We start from the raw sequence: 20,513 nt of genomic DNA on the forward strand, positions 1-20,513 counted from the left end.
TCACTCTCCCTGCGCCGGCGCGCGGCGCGTCGTCCAGGTGTCGCTGGTCATCAGGGCTCTCAGCAGGGCCTTGAATGAGCCCTGGTGTTCGTCATAGGCCTGCTCCATCCGCACCAGCGTGCAGGCGTCGCTCCGGTTCTCGTCTCGGCCCATGAAGTAGCGGAAGGTCTGCCGGACGAAGCAGCGCTTCACGTAGCCCGAGGCGGCGAGCTTCTCGCTGAGCTCCACCGCATCCCGCACGGGTCCGTTCAAGGCCGGGTCCGGTAGATTGCTCAACGTCACCTGCCCATTGGGAGCCATCCATCCCCCGGAGGGTGCATGGTCCCTCGTCCGCAGGTAGCCGGCATGGTTGTAGATCTCGAACGGGAAGCCGAGCGGGTTCATCAGCGAGTGACAGCCCTGGCATTCACTCTTGCCGGTGGCGTCCTCGAGCCGCGCACGAGCGTTCTTGTCCGGGGAGTGAGGACCTACCTGCGCCCGCACGCGCACCGAGCTGAGGGGGGGCACATAGCCGCAGAGCAGGTTCTCCCGCACCCACTTGCCCCGGTGCACCGCGGACGGATCGTCCTCGAAGTTTCCGCCATGCGAGGCCAACCACGCCGGGTGGGTGAGCACGCCCGCGCGCTCCGCTTCCGGGAGCATCCGCCAGCGCGCTTCGGGGGTCGCGGCGATCTCCGCGTTGGTGCCGTAGGGCTGGCCCGTGTACCGCGTGGCGTTGCCGTCGAAGCCCGAGTCCTGGGTCGCGGCGAGGAAGAACCGCCGGGAGGTCAACAGCGTCTTGAGCACCGCGACGTCATTCACCACCGCACGTGCGACGAAGTCGTCCATCTGTTGGATCAGCGTCGACTCGTCGCCGTAGTAGCCGGAGAGCAGATTCTCCCAGGCCGCGGCCTGTGCGCGGTAGCCACTCAGCTCCCCATCATCGAAGGCGCTGGTCGCCTCCGGGCGCTCCTTGAAGATCGCCTCCACCTGCGTGTAGCCCAGCCATTGGCGGAAGAAGTTCGCCACGCCATCGGAGAGCCAGTACTCGCCCCGGCGGGGACGCTCCCCTTCGCCGAAGTCCTGGACCAGATCGAAGCGGGTGGCATCCATGCCGCCGAAGTGCTGATCAATCAGCGAGCTCACGACCTCCGGCGAGCGAATCCCTCCGTCACGCGCCGCGTCCGCGATGTCTCCGTAGTGGCCCTTGGAGGACGCGGAGGTGTCAGGCCACCTCCAGGTGGGAACCGCGCCCGGGGCACGATCTCCCAACGCATAGGTGAGCTGCTGCGCGAGCTCCCAGTCCCCGAGCCCGACCCGGCCGTCGCTGATCGGCGTGCCCAGCTCCTCGCGGAACAACGCGCCGCTCATCAATGACGCCGCGGTGACGACGCGCGAGAGGCTGTGGGTACGTGGGTCCTGGCTTCCATCGGGGACTTCCTGCGCGAGCACCGACTGGGTGAAGGCGGCCAACCGGTCCAGTTCATCCGCGCGCGCCGGCCTGTACATCACACCCTTCTCGAGCAGGGTGGATAGGTAGTTGCGAATGCACGCGGTGCTCGGCTGCGCCTGCTCCCACATGCAACGCAACGACCGGTCCTCGCGGAGGAGATCGAGTCTGTTTCCGCCAGTGTAGGGCCCGGCCCACGTCGCGCCGTACTCGTCCACGATGGGGAGGATGATCTCCACCATGGATTCATCGACCGTGTCGTCGGCGGCGTAGCTGCCGTAGGGAGAGCGTGGATTGGGATCGAGCGGATTGTCGTAGAAGCTGAAGCCAGTCCATCCGCGCGTCACGGCGCCACCGACGTTGCGGGTCCACTGCCACCGGTTGATGCGGCGGATGCGGGTGGGCGCGTCCGAGGCGGCCCCATTGCACGTGAAGAGTTCCTCCTGGGGAATCAGGTTCGGCGAGAGCTCGGTGCCCTCGCTTCCTCCATCCGAGGAAGGGACTCCGGCGTCCGAGGTGTCCGGCCCCTTCTGGGGCTCCGTGCACGCGCCGAGCACCATCAGGATTCCGGCGACACAGGCTCGCACTTCGCCGCGACGAGCTCTCATTTCACTCTCCTCCCGGTGGAGCGGCCTGGCTGTTGACTCCGTCACCCTGCGCTCCCGCTTGCGCGCACTTTACATGATTTCCTCCTTAAGCTTGTTGTTCAGCCTGCGGTCGAGCCTCCGCGGTGGGCGGAGGACTGAGGGGCAGCTCCACGAGCGCGAGCGTGCCGCCTCCAGGCGCGGGCTCCAGGCGCAGGGTGCCGCCGTGCTCGTGGGCCACCTTCTGGGCGATGGGGAGCCCCAGGCCGCTGCCGCCGGGCTTGGTGCTGAAGAGGCCGCGGGTGAGGGCGGGGCCCTCGAGCACGCTGGCAATCCCGCTGCCGCCGTCGCGGATGGAGACGCGCACCGAGGAGGGCAGGGCCTCGATGGAGAGGCGCACGGGGGACGCACCGGAGGTGGAGGCCTCGGTGGCGTTCTTGAGGAGGTTGCCGAAGAGGCGGCGCAGGCCATCCGGGTCGGCGGAGAGCGAGGGCTCGGGGCCGGGTTGCAGCTCCACGGGCACGGGCGAGGTGTCCCGGTAGAGGGCACACACGTCGGCGAGCAGGGGACGCAGGGCAACGGGCTGGAAGCGCGGCGCGGGCAGGCGGGCGAAGTCGGAGAAGCTCCGGGTCATCCGCATGAGCCGTTCTATCTCCTCTTGGAGGAGGGCCACGGACTCGGTGAGGCGGGTGGTGTCCGGGGGCGCGTCACCGCGCGACAGCCGCGCCAGCGCGAGCTTCATCCCGGTGAGGGGATTCTTCAGCTCGTGGGCGAGCGCGCGGGCCACGTCCTGCCAGGCCGCTATCTGCTCGGCGGCCTTGAGGCGCTCGCGCTGGGCGGCGAGCTCGCGGCCCATGCGGTTGAACTGGACGAGGAGGAACTGGAGCTCGTCGCGGGGCGCGTCGGGGGCGGGGAGCTGGACGGAGAGGTCTCCGCGCGCATAGGCCCACATGCCTTGGGTGAGGGTGGAGACAGGGCGGGTGAGGGCGCGGCCCAGCAGCACGGCAGCGGCGGTAAGCACCGCGGCCGAGACGAGCAGCAGCGCGGCGATGAGCCAGGGTGTGCGGCGCGCGAGCGCACGGCGGGCGAGCTCGGCTTGGGCGAGGTTGAGGCGGGCCTCGTCGAGCGCGGCCTGGGAGTGGCCCTCGCGGGCGAGCCCCGCGGAGACGTCCTCGAGCACTTGCTCCACGGGGGCCAGGGAGACGGACAGCAGGTCCTCGAGTGCCTGCCGGGCGATGAAGCCGAGCAGCACGAGCGGCACCAGTCCCGTGACGAGCATCACGGCGAGGAGCCTGCGGCGGAAGCTTGAGGGAGGCGGCGGTAGCGCGGAAGGCATCGGCGGGGCGATGTTGGCGCCACGCGGGGTTTGCTTCCAGCTTTGGACTCAGGCGTAGACCCGGGTGGGCAGGCCGTACTGGCTCCGGAGGCGCTCGGCCACGAGGCGCAGCCCCTGCTCCTCGATGCGCGCGCTCGCCCAGCCCACCGCCTCCACCTCCTGGGCGGTGATGAGGTACGGCACCGGCAGTGGCTTGAAGTGCAGGACGGCGCTCAGCGAGAGCCGGAGGAGAGGGGTGGTGACGACGAACGCCGCTCCGAGGACCACCTCGCGGATGAGGCCCTCGTGCTCCTGCATCCAGAGGATCTGCCGCTGTCGCAGCTCGGGGGTGGGAAGGGTTGCCTGGGTCAGGTCGGTGATGCTCAGGTGCCTCTCCCGCCTCTGAAGGCTGGCTGTCGCCTCTCGCAGGTAGTGCTCGTACTGCCAGGGCGTGGGCGTTCCCACGAACCGAACGAATCGGAGTGGCCAGCGCGAATCATCGAAGGTGACGGAAGAGTCTGCGAGCATGGCACTCCAGATGCGGCGGCTCCTGGCCGCGCCGGGAGCTTCCCTGTCCTCCGGGCGGGCAGGTGGGAAAAAAGGGAGCAGGCCGCGGCCATGTTCAGCATTGATCCAATCGACGGCCCTCCATCTGACGTTCGGGGCTGCTACCCTCCGGGGTGATGTCTCGTTTTCTCGCTCCCTCCCAGGCCTGGCTCTTCGGACGAGGTGTGGACCTCACCGTCTTCGCGGGCAGCGCGCTCGTGTCGGTGGGGCTCGTGCTCGCCGCGCCCGCGCTGGGCGCCGTGGGGGATACGCCGTTGTGGGCGTGGGCGCTGTTCGTCGTCTGTGTCGACGTGGCCCACGTCTGGTCCACCCTCTTTCGCACCTATTTTGATGGGGAAGAGCTGCAGCGCCGGCCCGGCCTTTACGTCACCGCCCCGCTCGCCGCGTACCTGCTGGGGGTGCTTGCGTATCTCCTCTCCCCGGGCACCTTCTGGCGCCTCTTCGCGTACACCGCGCTCTTTCACTTCGTCCGCCAGCAGTACGGCTGGGTGGCTCTCTATGGCCGCAAGGCTCGCGTCTCCAGCACCGAGCACCTCCTCGACGCTGCCGCCATCTATGCCGCCACGCTCGGCCCCGTCCTCTGGTGGCATGCCCACCTTCCCCGGGCCTTCTGGTGGTTCGTGGAGAACGACTTCCTCTCCGGTCTGCCCGCCTGGGTGGGGACCGGGGCGCTCGTTCTCCACGGGCTGGTGCTCGCCGCATGGGCGGGCTTCCAGGTGTCGCGCGTCGTGCGCGGTGAGGGCCTTCAGGTGGGCAAGGTGTTGCTCGTGCTCGCCACCTGGGTGACGTGGTTCGGCGGCATCGTGCTGGCCCAGGACGACTTCACCTTCACGGTGATGAATGTCGTCCTGCACGGTGTGCCCTACTTCGCGCTCCTCTTCCGTTACACGCGCGGGCGGCTCGCCGAGGGGGGTTATGGCTGGCTGGCGCCCGTGGTGCGCGCGGGCCTGCCCGGCTTCCTGGGAGTGCTGTGCGTGCTCGCCTTCGGGGAGGAACTCCTCTGGGACAAGCTGGTGTGGCACGAGCGGTCCCGCCTCTTCGGCGAGGGCGGCCCGGTGCTGCCCGCGGACGTGCTGGCGCTGGTGGTGCCGCTGCTTGCGCTGCCGCAGGCCACGCACTACGTGCTGGACGCTTTCATCTGGAAGACGAGCCGGGAGCCCAGGCTTCTTGCGCGGCTCGGGTGGACACGCGGCGGGAGCCAAGGTTCTCTAGGTGGCACGGCCCCCATTTCCGGGGTGGCCATCTCCGGCTCGGCTGAGTAAGGGTTTGGGACGTATGTCCCGACTCCTGCTCGTTTCCAATCGTCTCCCCGTCACTGTCAAGTCGGACAAGGATGGGGTCTCCGTGGTTCGCAGCGCCGGAGGGCTCGCCACGGGCTTGCGGGGCCCCCATGAGCGCTCGGGAGGGCTCTGGATAGGGTGGCCCGGGGACGTCTCGCGCCTCACGCCCTCGCAGCGCGCGTCGGTGGAGACCCAGCTCGCGGAGCTGCGCTGCGTCCCCCTCCACCTGAGCGCCAGCGAGGTCGGCCGCTACTACGAGGGCTACTCCAACCAGGTCCTCTGGCCGCTGTGCCACTACTTCATCGACCGCATCCCCCGGCAGGATCGGGACTGGGACATCTATCGCAGGGTGAACGAGCGCTTCGCCGACCTGGTGGCGCGCCAATACCAGCCCGGGGACACCATCTGGGTGCACGACTACCAGCTCATGCTGGTGCCGGCCTTCCTGCGCGCGCGGCTGCCCCAGGCGCGCATCGGCTACTTCCACCATATTCCCTTCCCCTCGAGTGAGATCTTCCGCACTCTGCCGCACCGCACGGAGCTGCTGCGGGGCCTGTTGGGCGCGGACCTCATCGGCTTCCACACGCTCACGTACGTGCGCCACTTCGCCAGCTCCCTCATGCGGCTGTTGGGGCTGGAGACGGTGGTGGACCGCGTCGACTATGACGGACGCGAGGTGCGGCTGGGCGGCTTCCCCATGGGCATTGACGCGCAGTCCTTCGAGAACCTGGCCAACGAGCCGGCGGTGCTCGAGGAGGTGCGCGTGCACCGGCAGAAGAGCGAGGGGCTGCGGCTGGTGCTGGGCGTGGACCGGCTGGACTACACCAAGGGAATTCCCCGGAGGCTGATGGCGGTGCAGCGGCTGCTGGAGCGCGAGCCCGCCTGGCGTGGCCGGCTGCGCTTCATCCAGGTGGCCGTCCCCAGCCGCACCGGAGTGGCGGACTACGCCAGCTACCGGGAGAAAGTGGACGAGCTGGTGGGGCGAATCAATGGCCTCTACGGCGGCGTCCACAACGTCCCCGTGCACTACCTCTACCGCTCCTTCAACGAGAAGCAGCTCGCCGCCCTCTACCGCGCCGCGGACGTGATGCTCGTCACCCCCATCCGCGATGGGATGAACCTGGTGGCCAAGGAGTTCTGCGCCGCGCGCCCGGACGAGGATGGGGTGCTGGTGCTCAGCGAGTTCGCCGGCGCGGCGGACGAGCTGGGGGACGCCGTGATGGTGAACCCCTACAATGTGGACGGGCTGGCGGATGCGCTGGAGTCGGCGCTGGAGATGCCGCAGGAGGAGCGGCGCACGCGCATGCGCACCCTGCGCACCCGGGTGAAGGAGTACGACGTGCACTGGTGGGTGCGCTCCTTCCTGGACACGCTCGAGTCCATGCCCACGCCTCCGCCGCGCGTGGAGCCCGCGGGCGCGGATGTGGCGCTCGAGCGCATGCGCAAGGCCGAGCGCGTGCTGCTCCTCATCGACTACGACGGCACGCTCGTCCCCTTCGCGCCGAGGCCGGAGCTGGCCGCGCCGGACGCGGAGCTGTTGGACTTGCTGCAGCGGCTCACCACCCGGCCCGGCACGCGGGTGCACATCGTCAGCGGGCGGACCAAGGAGACGCTGGAGGCCTGGCTCGGCGCGCTCCCCGTGGGCCTGCATGCGGAGCACGGCCTCTGGTCCCGTCCCTCGCCGGGCCAGCCCTGGACGTCCCTGGATGGAGTGACGACCGACTGGAAGGCCCTGGTGCGTCCGGTGCTCGAGGCCTTCGCTGCCCGCGTGCCCGGGGCCTTCGTGGAGGAGAAATCGGCCTCACTGGCGTGGCACTACCGGCAGGTGGACCGGGTGTTCGGCGCGAGGCAGGCGCGCGAGCTGCGGCTGCACCTCGGGGAGGTGTTCGCCCAGGGTCCGCTGGAGGTGCTGCCCGGCGACAAGGTGGTGGAGGTGCGCGCGCGCGGGGTGAACAAGGGCCGAGTGGTGGGCTCCATCACCGAGGGGATGGCTCCTGGGACGCTGGTGGTGGCCCTCGGCGACGATCGCACGGACGAGGACCTCTTCGCCGCGCTGCCGGAGGGCAGCGTCGCCATCCACGCGGGCGGCAAGGACACGCGTGCCGGTTACCGGGTGATGGGCCCCGCCGAGGTGCGTCAGTTGCTCGCCGCGCTGCTGCCAGGCTGAGGCCCGTCCTCCATGGCCTCGCGGGCCGCGGCCATATCCCCTCTCCCGAAGGGAGAGGGAACATTCATCACTTTCCTGAAGGTTCAGGCGGCCTGGCTCGGAGCCTCGGCGTCCTCGGCGATGGGCAGGGTGATGCGGAAGGTGGTGCCCTGGCCCAGCTGGCTCTCCACGGTGAGCTCACCCCCGAGCGAAGTGATGATTCCCTGACACACCGGCAGCCCCAGCCCCGTCCCGATGCCCACCGGCTTGGTGGTGAAGAAGGGCTCGAAGATGCGCGCGAGGTTCTCCGGGGGGATGCCGCACCCGGTGTCGCTCACCGCCAGCGTGACGTGGCCGGGCCCGCTCTGCCTCGCCATCACGCGGATTTCATTGTGCTCCACCCGGCCCGGCTCGATGGCATGCGCCGCGTTGATGAGCAGGTTGAGGAGCACCTGGTTCAGGCGCGCCCCGTTGCCGCGCACTGGGGGCACGTTCGCGCAGTCCTCGACGAGGCGCGCGCGGGGGCGGATCTCCTGGGCGGCCATCTTGATGGCGCCGCGCACCACCGTGCTCAGCTCCACCGCGCCCACCGCGGCGTCGTCCGGCCGGACAAACAGCTTGAGGTCCTGCACGATGAACTTGACTCGCTCGGTGCCCTCGCACGCCTCGTTGACGGCCGCGAGCATCTCCCGCCACTCCTCCTCGGAGGCCGTGCCCTGCGTCCGGTTCAGCTCCTCCTGCAGGTAGCGCAGGTTGCTGAGGATGTAGCTCAGGGGGTTGTTGATCTCATGGCCCACGCCCGCCGCGAGCCGGCCCACCGTGGCCAGCCGGTCCGCCAGCAGGAGCTGGCTCTGGGCCTCCTGGAGCTGCTGGAGGCTCTGCTCCAGCCGGGCGTTGGTCGACGCCAGCTCGGCGGTCCGCGAGCGCACCGTCTCCTCCAGCAGGGTGTTGTAGCGCTGCTTCTCGCGCATCAGGTCGTGCAGCTCGGCGGCCATCCGGTTGAAGACGCCCGCCAACGTGGCGAGCTCGTCGCTCCCCTTCACGGGCAGCGCGTGCTCGAAGTCCCCGTGTCCGATTCGCTCCGCACCTGAGCGCAGCTGACGCAGGGAGCGCTGCATGGGCTCGAGGATGGCGAGCGCGATTCCCACCACCAGCACCAGCGCCAGGGCGGGGATGAGCTTCGCCATCTGGTTGCCGCGCCGCGCGCGCGCGTCCCACGTCTGCCGCAGCTCGTCCATCCTGGCGCGCTCCTCCGAGATGGCCATCTCCAGGGGGGTGCCCACCGTCTCCTCGAAGTCCTGGAAGAGGTCCCACCAGGCGTCCGGAGGAAGCGTGTCCCCTTCCTCCATCGTGCGCGCGAGCCCCCTGGCCCGCGTGGCCCATTGGTGCTGAGCCTCATGAATCCCAGCGATGCGCTCGTGGACGTGCTCCTCTCGGGCTTGCCTGTCCTGCACCGTCGGGAGCTGCAGCTCCTCCTGGAGGAGGGCCTCCAGCCGCTCGAAGCCCTGGTCCATGTGCACGTCCTGGTCGTGCAGGATTTGTGCGATGTCCGCCTCGTTCCGCTGGGCGTGCCGCAGGGCATCCACGAAGGGCCAGGTGCTGTTGTGCATCTGGCCGTAGAGGTCGATCCGATCCTGGATGAGGGCCAGGTGCTGGCGGGAGCTCAGCCCCAGCCGGCTCCCCTTCAAGAGCTCCACCCCCATGGCGAAGACGCTGGTGATGGCCACCACCACGAACAGCCATACCTTCGAGCGCATCGTCATCACGGCGTCTCCCCGTGGGTCCTGTTAACGAGGATAATCTGTAAATCCTCGAAAAAAGACCGGAGCCCTCAATTTTTACCGTCCAGCGGTGGACGAAGCAGGCCCGCGGAGGGTGACCTTGCGCGCGAAGGCCTGGTCCACCCGTCCGAGGAAGGCGCGGAAGGCGGCATAGTCGTCCGCCTTCACCCGGGCGGAGGTGATGGCCACCTCGCCGTCACAGATGAGCTGGTTGCCCTCCTGGCGGAAGCCGAGGCGCACCCGGCCAAAGGGCGTCTCCTCCTGATGCGCGGGAGGCAACTCGGCCACGCTGAAGCCCTGGGGCAGGGTGTAGCGGAAGGTGAAGTTGTTGACCCAGGGGCTCTGCATCACCAGGTCGAAGCGGCGCTCGGCGAGCGAGGCGTAGGACTGGGTGTAGGAGCGGCCGGTGCCGAAGGGGAGGAAGCGAACCTGACCGGGCACGGCCTCGGCGAAGCGGGGAATGGACATGCGGAAGTCCACCTGCACGTCGTCATCCAGGCGGGTGGTGTCGTTGAGCTTCACGTCGTGCACGGTGAGGCCGGGGAAGCTCTGGGCCCAGGAGCGCTCGAAGGTGGACTTGCGCGAGGCCACGGCGCGGTAGGCGCGGCGGTACTCGGGGGCCATCTGGCCGCCCACGCGGGTGGCGCCCGTGACATCGGCATTACCGTCCGGCCGCAGGACGAGGTCCATGGTGAGGCGGGTGGCGTTGTCCTCGGGGCGAGCCTCGGGCGTGGTGGAGAAGGTGGCCTTGCCGTCCGGCTCCACCACCAGCACGTTGGCCACGCGGTCCGCGCTGGGCAGCTCGCGAGCGCCGTGGAACTCAGCGGTGCCGTCCAGGTACAGGTCGAAGCGGGGCACGTAGACGATGGCGTGGTTGAAGGCCGCCAGGCTCGCGGGCTCCTCGCCGATGGAGCCGAGGCTGCGCATGCGCAGCAGCACCAGGCGGCTGTCCACGCCGGCCACCTTCAGCATGGAGTGGATGAGGCTCGCCTTGTCCTTGCAGTCGCCGAAGCGGCGCGCCAGCACGCGGTCCACCCGGTACGGCTTGAAGCCGTGGATGCCGAACTCGAGCGCCACGTAGCGGGTGTTCGTCACCACGAAGCTGTAGATGGCGCGCACCACGGCCTGCTGGTCCTTGCGGTCCACGCCCTGCAGCACGGTGTCCACCGTGCGGCGCAGCTCCTCGTTGGGGGTGAGCTGGTCGCGGACGAGGCCCCACCAGTAGCGGCCCACCTCATCCCAGGTGCGGTAGGTGGAGATGTGGAGGTTGGCGGCCACCTCGGCCCAGCCAGGCATGCCGGGCTCCGGCACTACCTTGGACACGTGCCTGGCGCTCCAGCGGTAGAGGACGCTGCCGCCCTCCACGTCCTCGCGCGCGTGCGTCACGCCGGGCAGCTTCTTCTCGTTCCAGTAGAGGGGCCGCTCCTTGGGCATCTCCACGAGGAACTGGTAGGCCACCTTCGGGTAGACGCCCTGCACGCTCTCCACGTCACCCCAGTAGTCGGACAGCAGGTTCTCCTGGGCGGTGTCGTCCACGCGGTACTGCAGCTCCAGCACGTCCCCGGCGGCGAGCGCGGGGAAGGAGAGCATCTTGGCGCGAGCGTCGTAGTACATGCCCGTCCAGGGCTCATTGATGTTGCGCTCGCTCTCGCCGTAGCTGTCCACCACGGAGCCGTCCTCCTTGGTGATGCGGGCGCGGAGGATGCGCACTTCCTGGCGGTCCGGCGAGTAGGTGACGGGGTAGGAGCGGAAGGCGTCCACGCCGCGGGTGTTGAGCACCTTCACGGCGAACTGGTGCGTCCGGCTGGACAGGCCGCTCTTCTGCACGCGCACGTAGGTGTTGTCCACCAGGTACACGGCGTCCTCGGTGGTGTAGCCGTCGGCCTCCTTCAGCAGACCCTTGAAGTCCGTGAGGTAGCGGGCGGCGGTGGCGGCGGACTCACCCTTGAGGGTGCGCACGGCCTCGCGGAGGGCGGGGTTCTGCGGGCGCAAGGCCAGCGAGCGCTCGAAAGAGGAGAGGGCCTCCTCGCGGCGGCCGGCGGACATCAGGGCGCGGCCCTCGCGCTCATACACCTCGGGCTCGTCCGGAGAGAGGGCCCGGGCCTCGGCGAAGTGGGCGGTGGCCGCGTCGAGCTGGCCGTTGGCGGCGCGCAGCTCCGCCAGCTTCAGGCGGGTGGCGTTGTCGAAGGGGTCCAGGGTGAGCATCTGCGTGAACTCGTGCGCCGCGGACTCCACCTGGCCCAGGTCCGCGAGCTGCATACCGAGCAGGGCGCGGCTGTGGCGGTCGTCGAAGCGCAGGGCCAGCGCCACGCGCAGCCGGGCCACGGAGTCCTGGGGGCGGTCCAGCATGCGGGCGGAGGAGGCGGCGGCGCGCACCGCGCGGGGGATGCGAGGCAGGCGCTGGAGCGTCTCCTCCACCATCATGTGCGCGCGGGCGGACTCGCCGAGCGTCTCGTGGGCGCGGGCCAGGGTGAGGCGGGCGGCGGCCGAGTCCGGGGTGAGCTCCACCACGGGCTTGAGCAGCTCGATGGCGCGCTCGGGGTGGCCGCGCTCCAGCTCGTGCTCGGCGAGCGCCACGCGGGCCGGGGTGGAGGTGGGGTCCGCGCGCAGGGCGGCCTCGAGGAAGCGGCGGCGCAGGTTGAGGTCATCCCGATGGGTCTCGGCGGCCAGGAGCTGCAGGCGCTCGTCCTGGGGAGCCTCGCGGGCGGCGCGTTCAGCCTCCATGGTGGCGGTGTGCTCGCGCTCGTCGAAGGCGCGGTAGAAGTCGAGCACCGTGGCGTACTCGCCGCGCAGCTGCGCGTCCGCGGGGGCCTTGGCCACCAGGGCCGCGAGGGCGGAGGTGACGGTGGGCAGCGGCTGAGGCGCGGCGGTGGGGCCCTTGGTGAGCGCGGGAGGCGTGGCGGGGAGGGTGGCGCGCAGGCGCGCGGGCGGGTCCCGGCGCAGGTAGAAGCCGAGCGGGCCGGACTCCTGGCACACCTTGAGGAGGACGCGGTTGAGGCCCTTGCGCAGGCGCACGGAGACGCGCGACTGGTCCGGCCGGGGAGCATTGTAGTGGTCGCTGGAGGAGACCTTCTCGCCGTTCACCCAGAGGCGGAAGGCGCCGGAGGTGCCTACGCCGAGCGCCACGCGCGTCTCGGCCGGAGCCTCCAGCCAGGTGAGGGCGTAGGCCACGGCCTCGCGGTTGGGGCGCACGGCGGAGGACAGGTCGACATAGCCCTGGGTGGGGCTGACGGAGAGCCGGCGCCAGGAGACCTGACGGCCCTTGGCGCCCGGGTAGGTGGCGGAGAGGTCCAGGTTGGCGGCCTCGGGGCCAAAGTCCGTGTCGCAGCCAGCCTTGCCCTCGTTGTCGAAGCCGCCGACGACGTAATAGTCGCCGATGAAGCCGAGGGAGGAGTCATGGATTTCGGAGGCGCGGGTGAGCCGGCCGCGCGAGCGCTCCAGGTCCATGAAGAGGAGCCAGGCGGTGGCGCGAGTGCCGGGGTCGGTGTCGCGCCGGGTGGCCACCTCGGCATAGGTCCTCCCCAAGGGGGTGAGGTCCTCGAGGTCCTCGGAGAAAGCGTGCAGCCGGATGAGCTGCGCCGCGCCGCGGGGTGAGGGGGCGAGCTTGAGGGCTTCCTCGATTTGCTCGCGAGAGGCGGTGACGCTGGTCTCGGTGGCGGCCCGGGTGAGGAGCGGGCTGGCGAACGCGAGCAGGGCGACGAGCCAGGTGGTGCGCGAGAGCACGGCGAGCGGTGGGGTACGGGACATCCGTGTTCCTCGTCCGTCGAAAAGGGGGCCGGGGGTGAGAGTCGGCGCGGGTGAACAGCCGGGCTGCGGAGAGCCTTCCCCTGCATGCGACGACATGGGCGGACAAGCAACTGAAATGTCGGCCGCGGGGCGGGCGAGGAGCCCCATCGGTTGGCAGGCAACGGAAGGCGGGAGGTCGGAGGTTCCCTCTCCCTCTGGGAGAGGGCTAGGGTGAGGGTCTCTATGCAGCCGACCCTCCCCACGCCTGCTGTCTCGGAGAAGCTGTCCCGCTATCTGGATGCCGAGGGGCGGCTGAAGGGCTGGCCCTCCAAGCGCTCGGATCAGCTCGACGCCCTGCGCTACCTGGCGGCCCGCCTGCCGGGCGGCGTGGAGTGGAGCGAGCGGGAGCTCAACGAGCTGCTGAAGTCCCTGCACACCTTCGGGGACTGGGCACTCCTGCGGCGCGATCTCTACGACGTGCGCTTGCTCGATCGCTCACTGGATGGCCGACGGTACTGGAAGGTCCAATAGAGCCTCTACTGAGCCAGGTCGTCCAGCACGTCGGAGAGGGTGGCGGCGTTCAGGGAGCGATCGAACCAGCGATCCAGGGTGGCCACATCCGCGCAGGTGAGGATGCGCTGCCGAGAGGCCTCGTCGACGTGTACACCCCGCGCGGTGAGAATCCGCAGGACGTCCTCAGCACGCCCACGCGCCAGCCCCTCTTCTCGGCCCCGTCGTAATCCCTGCTCGATGAGTTCCTCGCCATAGCTGCGCATCAACTCCTCCGCTCGTTGCTCATCCATCATCGAATGTAACCGTTCGGCCCTCAGGTCACCCAACAGGTACTCGAAGCGCGGCACCAGAGCGCATCCCGAAAACGAGACAGCTCACGGGGAGAGGGATTGAGGCGGTCGTGGTTCCCGGGTGGACACCGGCAGGTAGCACTTCCCCTGGTACTCGGCCTGTTCCTCATGGCACGGCGGACGGCGCTCCAGAGCTACCCAGCAGCCGCCGTTGATTGCGACCTCGTCTCGCCCGGTGCGGCAGGGTGGCTTGGCCTGGTTTGAGAAGGGCTTGTCAGGAAGCGGGTATGAGATACCCGCCGGTCCCCGCGTCTCTCCGTCGACCAGGAATGAAGACGGGCGCCCATAGTCCGCCAACCCACCGATGCCGGGAATCGAAGGTGGTGGAGTGGGGGACTCCATCGAACGGATTCCCATGCCGAACCAGAAGCCCCCGCCCAGCGCGAGCACGGCGAGTCCCGCTACCGCCAGTCGTTTCAGCGAAGGGAACCCCAGCCTCCGGCCCATTGGCGTGCCGGTCAGGTGGGCACGCATCCTGGCGTTGTCTCTCACGGCCTCGAGCCCCGCGAGCAGTAGGGTGAGCAAGTCAGCCAGCTCCGCCAACCTGCCCGAGATCGGTGCCCGCTCCATTTCCAGCGCGATGAAGGGGGGCGTGACCTGGAAGGAGGCGCGCACCTGCCAGTTCTTCTTGGGTCCCCAGGTGGGCCTCGAGCCGGGCAGCATCACCAGGGCCGGGGCCCCCGTCTGGACGTTGCGCGCCTCGTGGATGTGGCCCAGTTCCGCCGCCGCGTGCTTGTGCCGTTTTCCGAGTTGGAACGGGCCCAACCTCCTGTCCTTCTTCTTCGTGGCCGTCATGCGCAGTCCTCTATCGCTCTTCCCTACCACGCCGGAGTGGCGTCAACGGAAGCCCGGTGCGTTTGATTCATACCACGGCGGGAGTTCCTTCCGATGGGAGAACTCACGAGGTCCTGTCCCTCCATCGCGGCGACCCGAGGTGCGGCGTGCGCGTGAGCTCGCCAGGGCCTGTGGAGCGCCGCACACAAAGCCGCGCTGGAACCCGCCTTGACGCCGGCAGCGCTCGCAATGGCCGTGCGAAAGTCCGCGAAAATACCCTGCCGGACGACTCACTCGTTGACGTCAACGAGTGATGTGGGTGTTTGTGGTATTTCACTCGTTGACGTCAACGAGTGAGCGGTACTTTCCCCTGCCTCTGAATCAGTCCGCCTCAGCCCCTGTCGCTGCCAAAGGCGGCGGGCTCGCCTCTGCCGGCTCCGGCTCCGCCCCTGCTCGAGGGAGCCCTCTGCCCGGACGTCTACACGCGGACCGTGTTGTAGCCTCGAATCGAGCTCGTTGCGGATGGAGTCAATGCCAGGAGGCGCTGCATGTCACGCGGGTGGGCCGTGCTGCTCTGCATGTTTCTCGTGGGGTGTAGCGGCGCTGCCCAGAGCGTCCGCCACGCTACGAGTCAGCAAGAGCGCTGCGTTTATGTCCCGCGCCGTTACGTTGCGTCGGGGGCACTGAAAGAAGCGTTTCATGCAGCTCGCGCTGGCGTGGAAGTGGTGCCTGTGGCGGCAGTGTTGGGGGCGGCTTCGCCAGCGGTGCCGCTGAGCCCACCCTCGTCACCTCCGTTGGAGGGGCTCTCTGGCGAGGGGTTGGGAAATGGCATACCACGCGGCGTGCTCCGGCTCGTGCCAGAAGGCGGCACGGCGGCGGGAGAAGTAGGGGCCGGTGGTGCGGCGGGAGAGCTCGTCGTCACTGGAGGCGCGGTTGTTGCGGCAGCCGGTAGTGTGCTCTTGCTCTGCTTGACCGTCGAGGCGGCCGTGGATGGGTCGGAGACCCCGATCGACATCGCGGACGAGTTCTACGGCACGCACTTCGGCGATGTGTCCGGGTGGGTCCAGGGTCAATATCCATTCAATGCACCCAACGGTGCAGTCACAGGGGCTTCCAAGGCCCAAGCGGGACCGGCGTCCGCCACGCTCGCTCCTCCAGGCGCATCGCCAAAATCAGAACCAGGCAAGAATGACAAAGCAAGGCGGGGGCGCATATATGTGACCTACACGAGGCTCAATAAGAATGCCAACCGCTACTACGCGGGGCGAACCAGCATGGTCGTCGATCTCAACAAGTCCCTCAGAGAACAGGCGGCTCTGGCCGTTATTCTTCGATCGCTGAATCATCATATTGACGAGAACGACGAGCCGAAGGATGCTGGGTTCGACCCGCCGACGCTTGATCAATTCGATGTCGGGGCCGCCATTGACTATGGCCGCAGATATGAAGACGCCGCATATTGGCGGATCCGCGGAAGAGAGCAGCAGTTGATTGATTCCCATGGGGGCGCCCAGTCCGACACCGGAAAGCCCTATCGGACCGAGAATGTCGTGCGCGGTGTGGCGAAAGACAATCCGCGGGGCAGGCGGTTTCACGACGCAGCCACGGAGCGCTGGGGTCAATTTCATTCTTACACGGGATATTAGGAAATGAAGAAGGTGCGCATACATAGATCGGGGTCTTTTCTGAGGATTCCCCTCGCCGACGGCACTTTTGGTTATGGGAGGGCGCTTACGCGCGTGTTTGATGCCTTCTACGAGTACAGGACCGAAAGCCCTGACTCGGACCTTGACCGGATCGCCTCCAAGCCCATCCTTTTCAAGATTGCTGTCCGCCATTTGGAGCCGAGCTCGTGGGAGGTCATTGGCCGGAGAAAGCTCGAGGAGTCCCTGGCTCAACCGATTGTCCAATTCAGGCAGGACGTGGGGGACTTTCGTCGCTGCGAGATCTTCGACACCGCCGACAATGTGAGAAGTGCCGAGCCCCAGGAGTGTGTCGGGCTCGAGCGAATGGCTGTTTGGGACGAGTACCATGTCGAGGAACGCCTGCTCGACACCTTCATGGGGCGGCCCAGTGGCATCGTGGAGCGTATGAAGGTACGCCTGCAATAAGAAACATCCGAATCCTGGCGCCCGACGCAGCCACGGAGCGCTGGGGACAGCTTCATCCTTGCACGGGATATTAGGAAATGACGAAAGTGCGCATGCATAGACCGGGGACCTTCTTGAGGATTCCCCTCGCCGACGGCACTTTCGGATACGGGAGGGCCCTCGAACCACCGTTTGATGCCTTCTACGAGTACAGGACCGAAAGCCCTGACTCGGACCTGGACCGGATCGCCTCCAAGCCCATCCTCTTCAAGATTGCTGTCCGCATTTTGGAGCCGAGCTCGTGGGATGTCATTGGGTGGAGAGAGATTGAGGAGTCTCTGTCTCAACCGATTGTCCAATTCAGGCAGGACATTGGGAGCTTCCGTCGCTGCACGATCTTCGACACCGTCGGCAATTCGAGAAGTGCCGAGCCCCAGGAGTGTGTCGGGCTCGAGCGAATGGCTGTTTGGGAACAGCACCATGTCGAGGAACGCCTGCTCGACACCTTCATGGGGAGGCCCAATGATTCGGTGGAGCACCTGAAGGTACGTCTGCAATAGGTCGTCGAGGTCGAAATCCGAGAACCCTCCACGAAATCAGGTCCACTCCCACGCTGATGCCCGGTCTTGGGACAATGCCGGGCAAGGATTCATAGAGAAAAGGCCCGGGCGAGGGTGATGACTTCGACGCGGATGGCACCGGCCTCGCGGAGCGCGGTGGCGGCGGCTCGGACGGTGGCCCCGGTGGTGAGCACGTCATCCACGAGGAGGAACTCCCGGCCCGTCACGGACGGAGATGCGGTGAAGGCCCCGGCCACGTTCTGGGCTCGCTCGGCCTCGGACAGTCCCACCTGACGCTTCGTCTCCCGGGCACGGCTGAGCAGTCCCACGGGGGCCTCGCGACCCGTGATTCGCGCCAGCTCTCCCGACAGCAGCTGCGTCTGGTCGTACTTGCGCTCGCGGAAGCGCTGGTCGTGCAGGGGCAGCGCGACGAGCACGGAAGGGGCCTGCTCGAGGAACTGGCGGCACTCGGTGGCGAGCAGCTCCGCGAGGGCGGGGGCGAGCTCCGGGTGGTCCTCGTACTTGAAGCGGTGGATGGCGCGGGCGACGGGGCCCTCGTGGGCGAAGGGGGCGCAGGCGCGAGTGAAGGGCGGGGGCGAGAGGTGGCAGCGCGGGCAGGTGTCGCGAGGGAAGGTGCCGGGCTCGGCGCAGGTGCGGCAGCGCGAGGGCGGGAGCCGCTCCACGGCGAGGTCACACGTCTCGCAGAAGGCCGCGCGCACGGGCATCACCTTCGCGCAGGCGATGCACGCGGGCGGATAGAGGAGCTCGAGGAGCGCTTGGAGCACGGGCCGGGAGTTAATACGGATGGACGGCGGCGGGGAAGGTTCCCTGGACCTGAAAGAAGTCTTCGGCTTGGATTGGCCTCATGAAGAAGCTCGCCATCGTCGTCGCCGGGGGACCGGCCCCGGGCATCAACAGTGTGATTGGAGCGGCCACCATCCGCGCTCGTCTCTCGGGGGTGGAGGTGCTCGGCATCCAGGATGGTTTCAAGTGGCTCTCCGAGGGGGACATCTCCCACGTCGTCCCCCTCACCATCGAGGACACCAGCCGCATCCACTTCCGCGGCGGCTCGTACATCGGCATCTCCCGCGCCAACCCCACCCGTTCCCCCGAGCACTTCCAGAAGACGCTCGACGCGCTCGATCGGCTCGACGTGGGCATGCTCCTCACCATCGGGGGTGATGGCACCGCGACACTCGCGCAGATCATCTCGGAGAAGACCCGAGGGAAGATCCGCGTGGTCCACGTCCCCAAGACGATCGACAACGACATCGACCTGCCCTACGACGTGAGCACCTTCGGTTTCCAGACCGCTCGCCACGTCGGCGTGGAGATCGTGAAGAACCTGATGGTGGACGCGAAGACGACCCACCGCTGGTACTTCGTCGTGGCCCAGGGGCGGAAGGCGGGGCACCTGGCCCTGTCCATCGGCAAAGCGGTGGGGGCGACCAACATCATCATCCCCGAGGAGTTCCAGAAGGGTTGCCCCGTCCCGTTCAACCACGTGGTGGACATCCTGGCGGGCTCGGTCATCAAGCGGCTGGCCTACGGTCGCCAGGACGGCATTGTCCTCCTGGCCGAGGGTCTCGCTGACTGCATCGATCCCGAGGACCTGGCCAAACACACCGACATCCCCCGGGACCACATGGGCAACGTCCACGTGGCGGAGATCAACCTGGGCGAGGTGCTCGAGAAGGCGGTGAAGGAGCGGCTCGCCGGCCTGGGTATCAAGGCCACGCTCATCACCAAGTACATCGGCTACGAGGTGCGTTGCGCGGATCCTATTCCGCTCGACATGGAGTACACGCGCGACTTGGGCTACTGCGCGGCCCGCTACATCATCGAGGGTGGCACCGAGGTGGTGGTGTCGATGGTCAATGGGCGGTTCCAGCCCATCTCCTTCCAGGACATGAAGGATCCCGCCACGGGGCGGCCCCGGGTGCGGCTGGTGGATGTCGACTCGGACCGTTACAAGATCGCCCGGAGCTTCATGCTGCGGCTCAAGCGGCAGGACTTCGACAATCCGGAGGAGCTGGCCCGGTTCGCCAAGGCCGTTCGTCTCACGCCGGAGGCCTTCCGCGAGCAGTTCCACCATCTGGTGAAGGACGAGCCCGAGGTGGCGGTCGACGTGGAGTTGGGGCTTGCCGCCAAGGCTCCTGTGGAGCCGACGGGGGGCCCGGCGAAATAGGGTCGGGTACCGGCCTGTCCCTCCGAGTGTTCAGTCCTTGGGGGACGGGCCGTCGTTGTGTGCGTGCAGTCGCAGGGGCCCTACCTCCCGGACGAAGAAGAGCGCATCGGCCTGTCTCGCAACCGGGGCGCGGAGCAGGCCACGGCGCGACGATAGCCGACGCGCCCTCGAACCGAAGTGTCCCTCTGGTGTCAGGCGGCCCGGGCGAGGCCGGCCTGGACGAAGTCTTCCTGCGCGGCGGGCTGTGGCTCCGGGCGGGCCTCGTACACGGGGAGGCTCACGCGGAAGGTGGTGCCCCGGCCGACCTCGCTCCGCACGGAGATGTCCCCGCCCAGCGCGGTGACGATGCCGTGGCACACCGAGAGCCCCAGTCCCGTGCCTACGCCCACGGGCTTGGTGGTGAAGAACGGGTTGAAGATGCGCTCCAGGTTCTCTGCCGGGATGCCGCAGCCCGTGTCGCTCACCTCCACGACCACCTGGCCAGGGCCACCCATCCGGGTGGAGATGCGGATCTCATTCTGCGTCGCTCGCCCCGGCGAGATGGCATGCGCTGCGTTGATGAGCAGGTTGAGGAACACCTGGCACAGGCGCGCCTTGTGTCCGTTGACGGGCGGTACAGCGACCAGCTCCTCCACCAGGTGGGCTCGGTCACGCAGCTCGTACGCCGCCACCTTCACCGCGCTGCGGAGGCTGGCCACGACGTCCACTGGGCCGCGCTCCATGTCGTTGGGGTGGGAGAGCACCTTGAGGTCGCGCACGATGAGGCGGACGCGCTCGGCGCCATCGCGCGCATCGGCGATGGCCTCGATCATCTCCTGCTGCTCCTCCGGCGTGGCGGCGCCCGCGGTGCGGACCAGTTGCTGCTGCACGTAGTCGAGGTTGCCGACGATGAACGCGAGCGGGTTGTTGATCTCATGTCCCAGGCCCGCCGCGAGCTGGCCGATGGTCGCCAGCCGATCGGCGAAGAGCAGCTGCGCCTGCGCGGCCTGGAGCTGTTGCAGGCTCTCCTGGAGCCGGGCATTGGCCAGCTCCAGCTCGGCGGTGCGCTGCCGCACGGTCTCCTCCAGCAGGGCGTTGTAGTGGCGCATGTCTTTGTCGGAGAGCTCGGCCTCGGCCCGCTGGAGCCGGGTGCGTATGGACTCCGCGCGAGTCTCTTGCACCACGAACGATCCCCCCATGCCTTGCGCCATCATCGTGCTCACCTCGCGTG

General features: G+C 68.3%; 16 protein-coding genes. 7 read left to right on the plus strand and 9 right to left on the minus strand.

Going from position 1 to position 20,513, the window contains the following annotated elements; translation table 11 throughout:
• The 3 genes from OV287_RS10100 to OV287_RS10110 all read right to left on the minus strand — a co-directional run bounded on the left by OV287_RS10100 (window position 1) and on the right by OV287_RS10110 (window position 3,856).
• Window positions 1-2,037, minus strand: a complete 2,037-nt coding sequence (locus tag OV287_RS10100; protein ID WP_267533797.1) for a DUF1588 domain-containing protein — start codon at window positions 2,035-2,037, stop codon at window positions 1-3.
• 85 nt (window positions 2,038-2,122) lie between these two features.
• Window positions 2,123-3,349: a sensor histidine kinase gene (locus tag OV287_RS10105; protein ID WP_267533798.1), complete on the minus strand. Its 1,227-nt coding sequence runs from the start codon at window positions 3,347-3,349 to the stop codon at window positions 2,123-2,125.
• A 48-nt stretch (window positions 3,350-3,397) separates the two neighbouring features.
• Complete coding sequence (locus OV287_RS10110; protein WP_267533799.1) at window positions 3,398-3,856, minus strand: hypothetical protein; 459 nt, start codon at window positions 3,854-3,856, stop codon at window positions 3,398-3,400.
• 155 nt (window positions 3,857-4,011) lie between these two features.
• On the opposite strand from OV287_RS10110, the gene OV287_RS10115 reads away from it, so the two are divergent.
• On the plus strand, window positions 4,012-5,157 hold the full coding sequence (locus tag OV287_RS10115) for a hypothetical protein (protein ID WP_267533800.1): 1,146 nt from the start codon (window positions 4,012-4,014) through the stop codon (window positions 5,155-5,157).
• A gap of 13 nt (window positions 5,158-5,170) precedes the next feature.
• The gene (locus tag OV287_RS10120) at window positions 5,171-7,342 is read left to right on the plus strand and encodes a bifunctional alpha,alpha-trehalose-phosphate synthase (UDP-forming)/trehalose-phosphatase (protein ID WP_267533801.1); all 2,172 of its coding nucleotides are present in this window, start codon (window positions 5,171-5,173) and stop codon (window positions 7,340-7,342) included.
• An 83-nt stretch (window positions 7,343-7,425) separates the two neighbouring features.
• Here the strand turns inward: OV287_RS10120 and OV287_RS10125 are convergent, their stop codons facing one another.
• Together OV287_RS10125 and OV287_RS10130 are read right to left on the minus strand one after the other, a co-directional pair.
• A complete protein-coding gene (locus OV287_RS10125) occupies window positions 7,426-9,084 on the minus strand; it encodes a sensor histidine kinase (RefSeq protein ID WP_267533802.1) in 1,659 nt (552 codons plus the stop codon).
• A 75-nt stretch (window positions 9,085-9,159) separates the two neighbouring features.
• The gene (locus tag OV287_RS10130) at window positions 9,160-12,849 is read right to left on the minus strand and encodes a DUF3857 domain-containing protein (RefSeq protein WP_267533803.1); all 3,690 of its coding nucleotides are present in this window, start codon (window positions 12,847-12,849) and stop codon (window positions 9,160-9,162) included.
• 222 nt (window positions 12,850-13,071) lie between these two features.
• Here OV287_RS10130 and OV287_RS10135 point away from each other — a divergent pair, with 222 nt between their 5' ends.
• Window positions 13,072-13,359, plus strand: coding sequence for a DUF2087 domain-containing protein (locus OV287_RS10135; protein WP_267533804.1), 288 nt, complete (start codon window positions 13,072-13,074; stop codon window positions 13,357-13,359).
• A gap of 5 nt (window positions 13,360-13,364) precedes the next feature.
• On the opposite strand, the gene OV287_RS10140 is transcribed toward OV287_RS10135, so the two are convergent.
• Together OV287_RS10140 and OV287_RS10145 are read right to left on the minus strand one after the other, a co-directional pair.
• On the minus strand, window positions 13,365-13,688 hold the full coding sequence (locus OV287_RS10140) for an RpnC/YadD family protein (protein WP_267533805.1): 324 nt from the start codon (window positions 13,686-13,688) through the stop codon (window positions 13,365-13,367).
• 27 nt (window positions 13,689-13,715) lie between these two features.
• Complete coding sequence (locus tag OV287_RS10145) at window positions 13,716-14,486, minus strand: hypothetical protein (protein WP_267533806.1); 771 nt, start codon at window positions 14,484-14,486, stop codon at window positions 13,716-13,718.
• An 821-nt stretch (window positions 14,487-15,307) separates the two neighbouring features.
• Here OV287_RS10145 and OV287_RS10150 point away from each other — a divergent pair.
• From OV287_RS10150 to OV287_RS10160, 3 genes are all read left to right on the plus strand, one after another.
• The gene (locus tag OV287_RS10150) at window positions 15,308-16,111 is read left to right on the plus strand and encodes a hypothetical protein (RefSeq protein WP_267533807.1); all 804 of its coding nucleotides are present in this window, start codon (window positions 15,308-15,310) and stop codon (window positions 16,109-16,111) included.
• 3 nt (window positions 16,112-16,114) lie between these two features.
• Entirely contained in the window at window positions 16,115-16,576 is a 462-nt protein-coding gene (locus OV287_RS10155) for an immunity 26/phosphotriesterase HocA family protein (protein WP_267533808.1), read from the plus strand.
• A 77-nt stretch (window positions 16,577-16,653) separates the two neighbouring features.
• Entirely contained in the window at window positions 16,654-17,115 is a 462-nt protein-coding gene (locus OV287_RS10160) for an immunity 26/phosphotriesterase HocA family protein (protein ID WP_267533809.1), read from the plus strand.
• Between the two features lie 89 nt (window positions 17,116-17,204).
• Here OV287_RS10160 and OV287_RS10165 read toward each other — a convergent pair whose 3' ends face one another.
• A complete protein-coding gene (locus OV287_RS10165) occupies window positions 17,205-17,900 on the minus strand; it encodes a ComF family protein (protein ID WP_267533810.1) in 696 nt (231 codons plus the stop codon).
• 80 nt (window positions 17,901-17,980) lie between these two features.
• Between OV287_RS10165 and pfp the strand changes: the two genes are divergently transcribed.
• Entirely contained in the window at window positions 17,981-19,303 is a 1,323-nt protein-coding gene (gene pfp / locus OV287_RS10170) for a diphosphate--fructose-6-phosphate 1-phosphotransferase (RefSeq protein WP_267533811.1), read from the plus strand.
• Between the two features lie 191 nt (window positions 19,304-19,494).
• On the opposite strand, the gene OV287_RS10175 is transcribed toward pfp, so the two are convergent.
• On the minus strand, window positions 19,495-20,496 hold the full coding sequence (locus OV287_RS10175; RefSeq protein ID WP_267533812.1) for a sensor histidine kinase: 1,002 nt from the start codon (window positions 20,494-20,496) through the stop codon (window positions 19,495-19,497).
• Between the last annotated feature and the right edge of the window lie 17 nt (window positions 20,497-20,513).

Source organism: Archangium lansingense, assembly GCF_026626635.1.
Taxonomy (GTDB): domain Bacteria; phylum Myxococcota; class Myxococcia; order Myxococcales; family Myxococcaceae; genus Archangium; species Archangium lansingense.

What these genes read in the sequence shown, in the direction of transcription:
- OV287_RS10120 (WP_267533801.1), top strand. Translation starts at nt 5,171, where the DNA reads ATGTCCCGACTCCTGCTCGTTTCCAATCGTCTCCCCGTCACTGTCAAG.
- OV287_RS10130 (WP_267533803.1), bottom strand. Translation starts at nt 12,849, where the DNA reads ATGTCCCGTACCCCACCGCTCGCCGTGCTCTCGCGCACCACCTGGCTC.
- OV287_RS10155 (WP_267533808.1), top strand. Translation starts at nt 16,115, where the DNA reads ATGAAGAAGGTGCGCATACATAGATCGGGGTCTTTTCTGAGGATTCCC.
- OV287_RS10105 (WP_267533798.1), bottom strand. Translation starts at nt 3,349, where the DNA reads ATGCCTTCCGCGCTACCGCCGCCTCCCTCAAGCTTCCGCCGCAGGCTC.
- OV287_RS10175 (WP_267533812.1), bottom strand. Translation starts at nt 20,496, where the DNA reads ATGATGGCGCAAGGCATGGGGGGATCGTTCGTGGTGCAAGAGACTCGC.
- OV287_RS10100 (WP_267533797.1), bottom strand. Translation starts at nt 2,037, where the DNA reads ATGAGAGCTCGTCGCGGCGAAGTGCGAGCCTGTGTCGCCGGAATCCTG.
- pfp (WP_267533811.1), top strand. Translation starts at nt 17,981, where the DNA reads ATGAAGAAGCTCGCCATCGTCGTCGCCGGGGGACCGGCCCCGGGCATC.
- OV287_RS10115 (WP_267533800.1), top strand. Translation starts at nt 4,012, where the DNA reads ATGTCTCGTTTTCTCGCTCCCTCCCAGGCCTGGCTCTTCGGACGAGGT.
- OV287_RS10145 (WP_267533806.1), bottom strand. Translation starts at nt 14,486, where the DNA reads ATGACGGCCACGAAGAAGAAGGACAGGAGGTTGGGCCCGTTCCAACTC.
- OV287_RS10125 (WP_267533802.1), bottom strand. Translation starts at nt 9,084, where the DNA reads ATGACGATGCGCTCGAAGGTATGGCTGTTCGTGGTGGTGGCCATCACC.
- OV287_RS10135 (WP_267533804.1), top strand. Translation starts at nt 13,072, where the DNA reads ATGCAGCCGACCCTCCCCACGCCTGCTGTCTCGGAGAAGCTGTCCCGC.
- OV287_RS10110 (WP_267533799.1), bottom strand. Translation starts at nt 3,856, where the DNA reads ATGCTCGCAGACTCTTCCGTCACCTTCGATGATTCGCGCTGGCCACTC.
- OV287_RS10160 (WP_267533809.1), top strand. Translation starts at nt 16,654, where the DNA reads ATGACGAAAGTGCGCATGCATAGACCGGGGACCTTCTTGAGGATTCCC.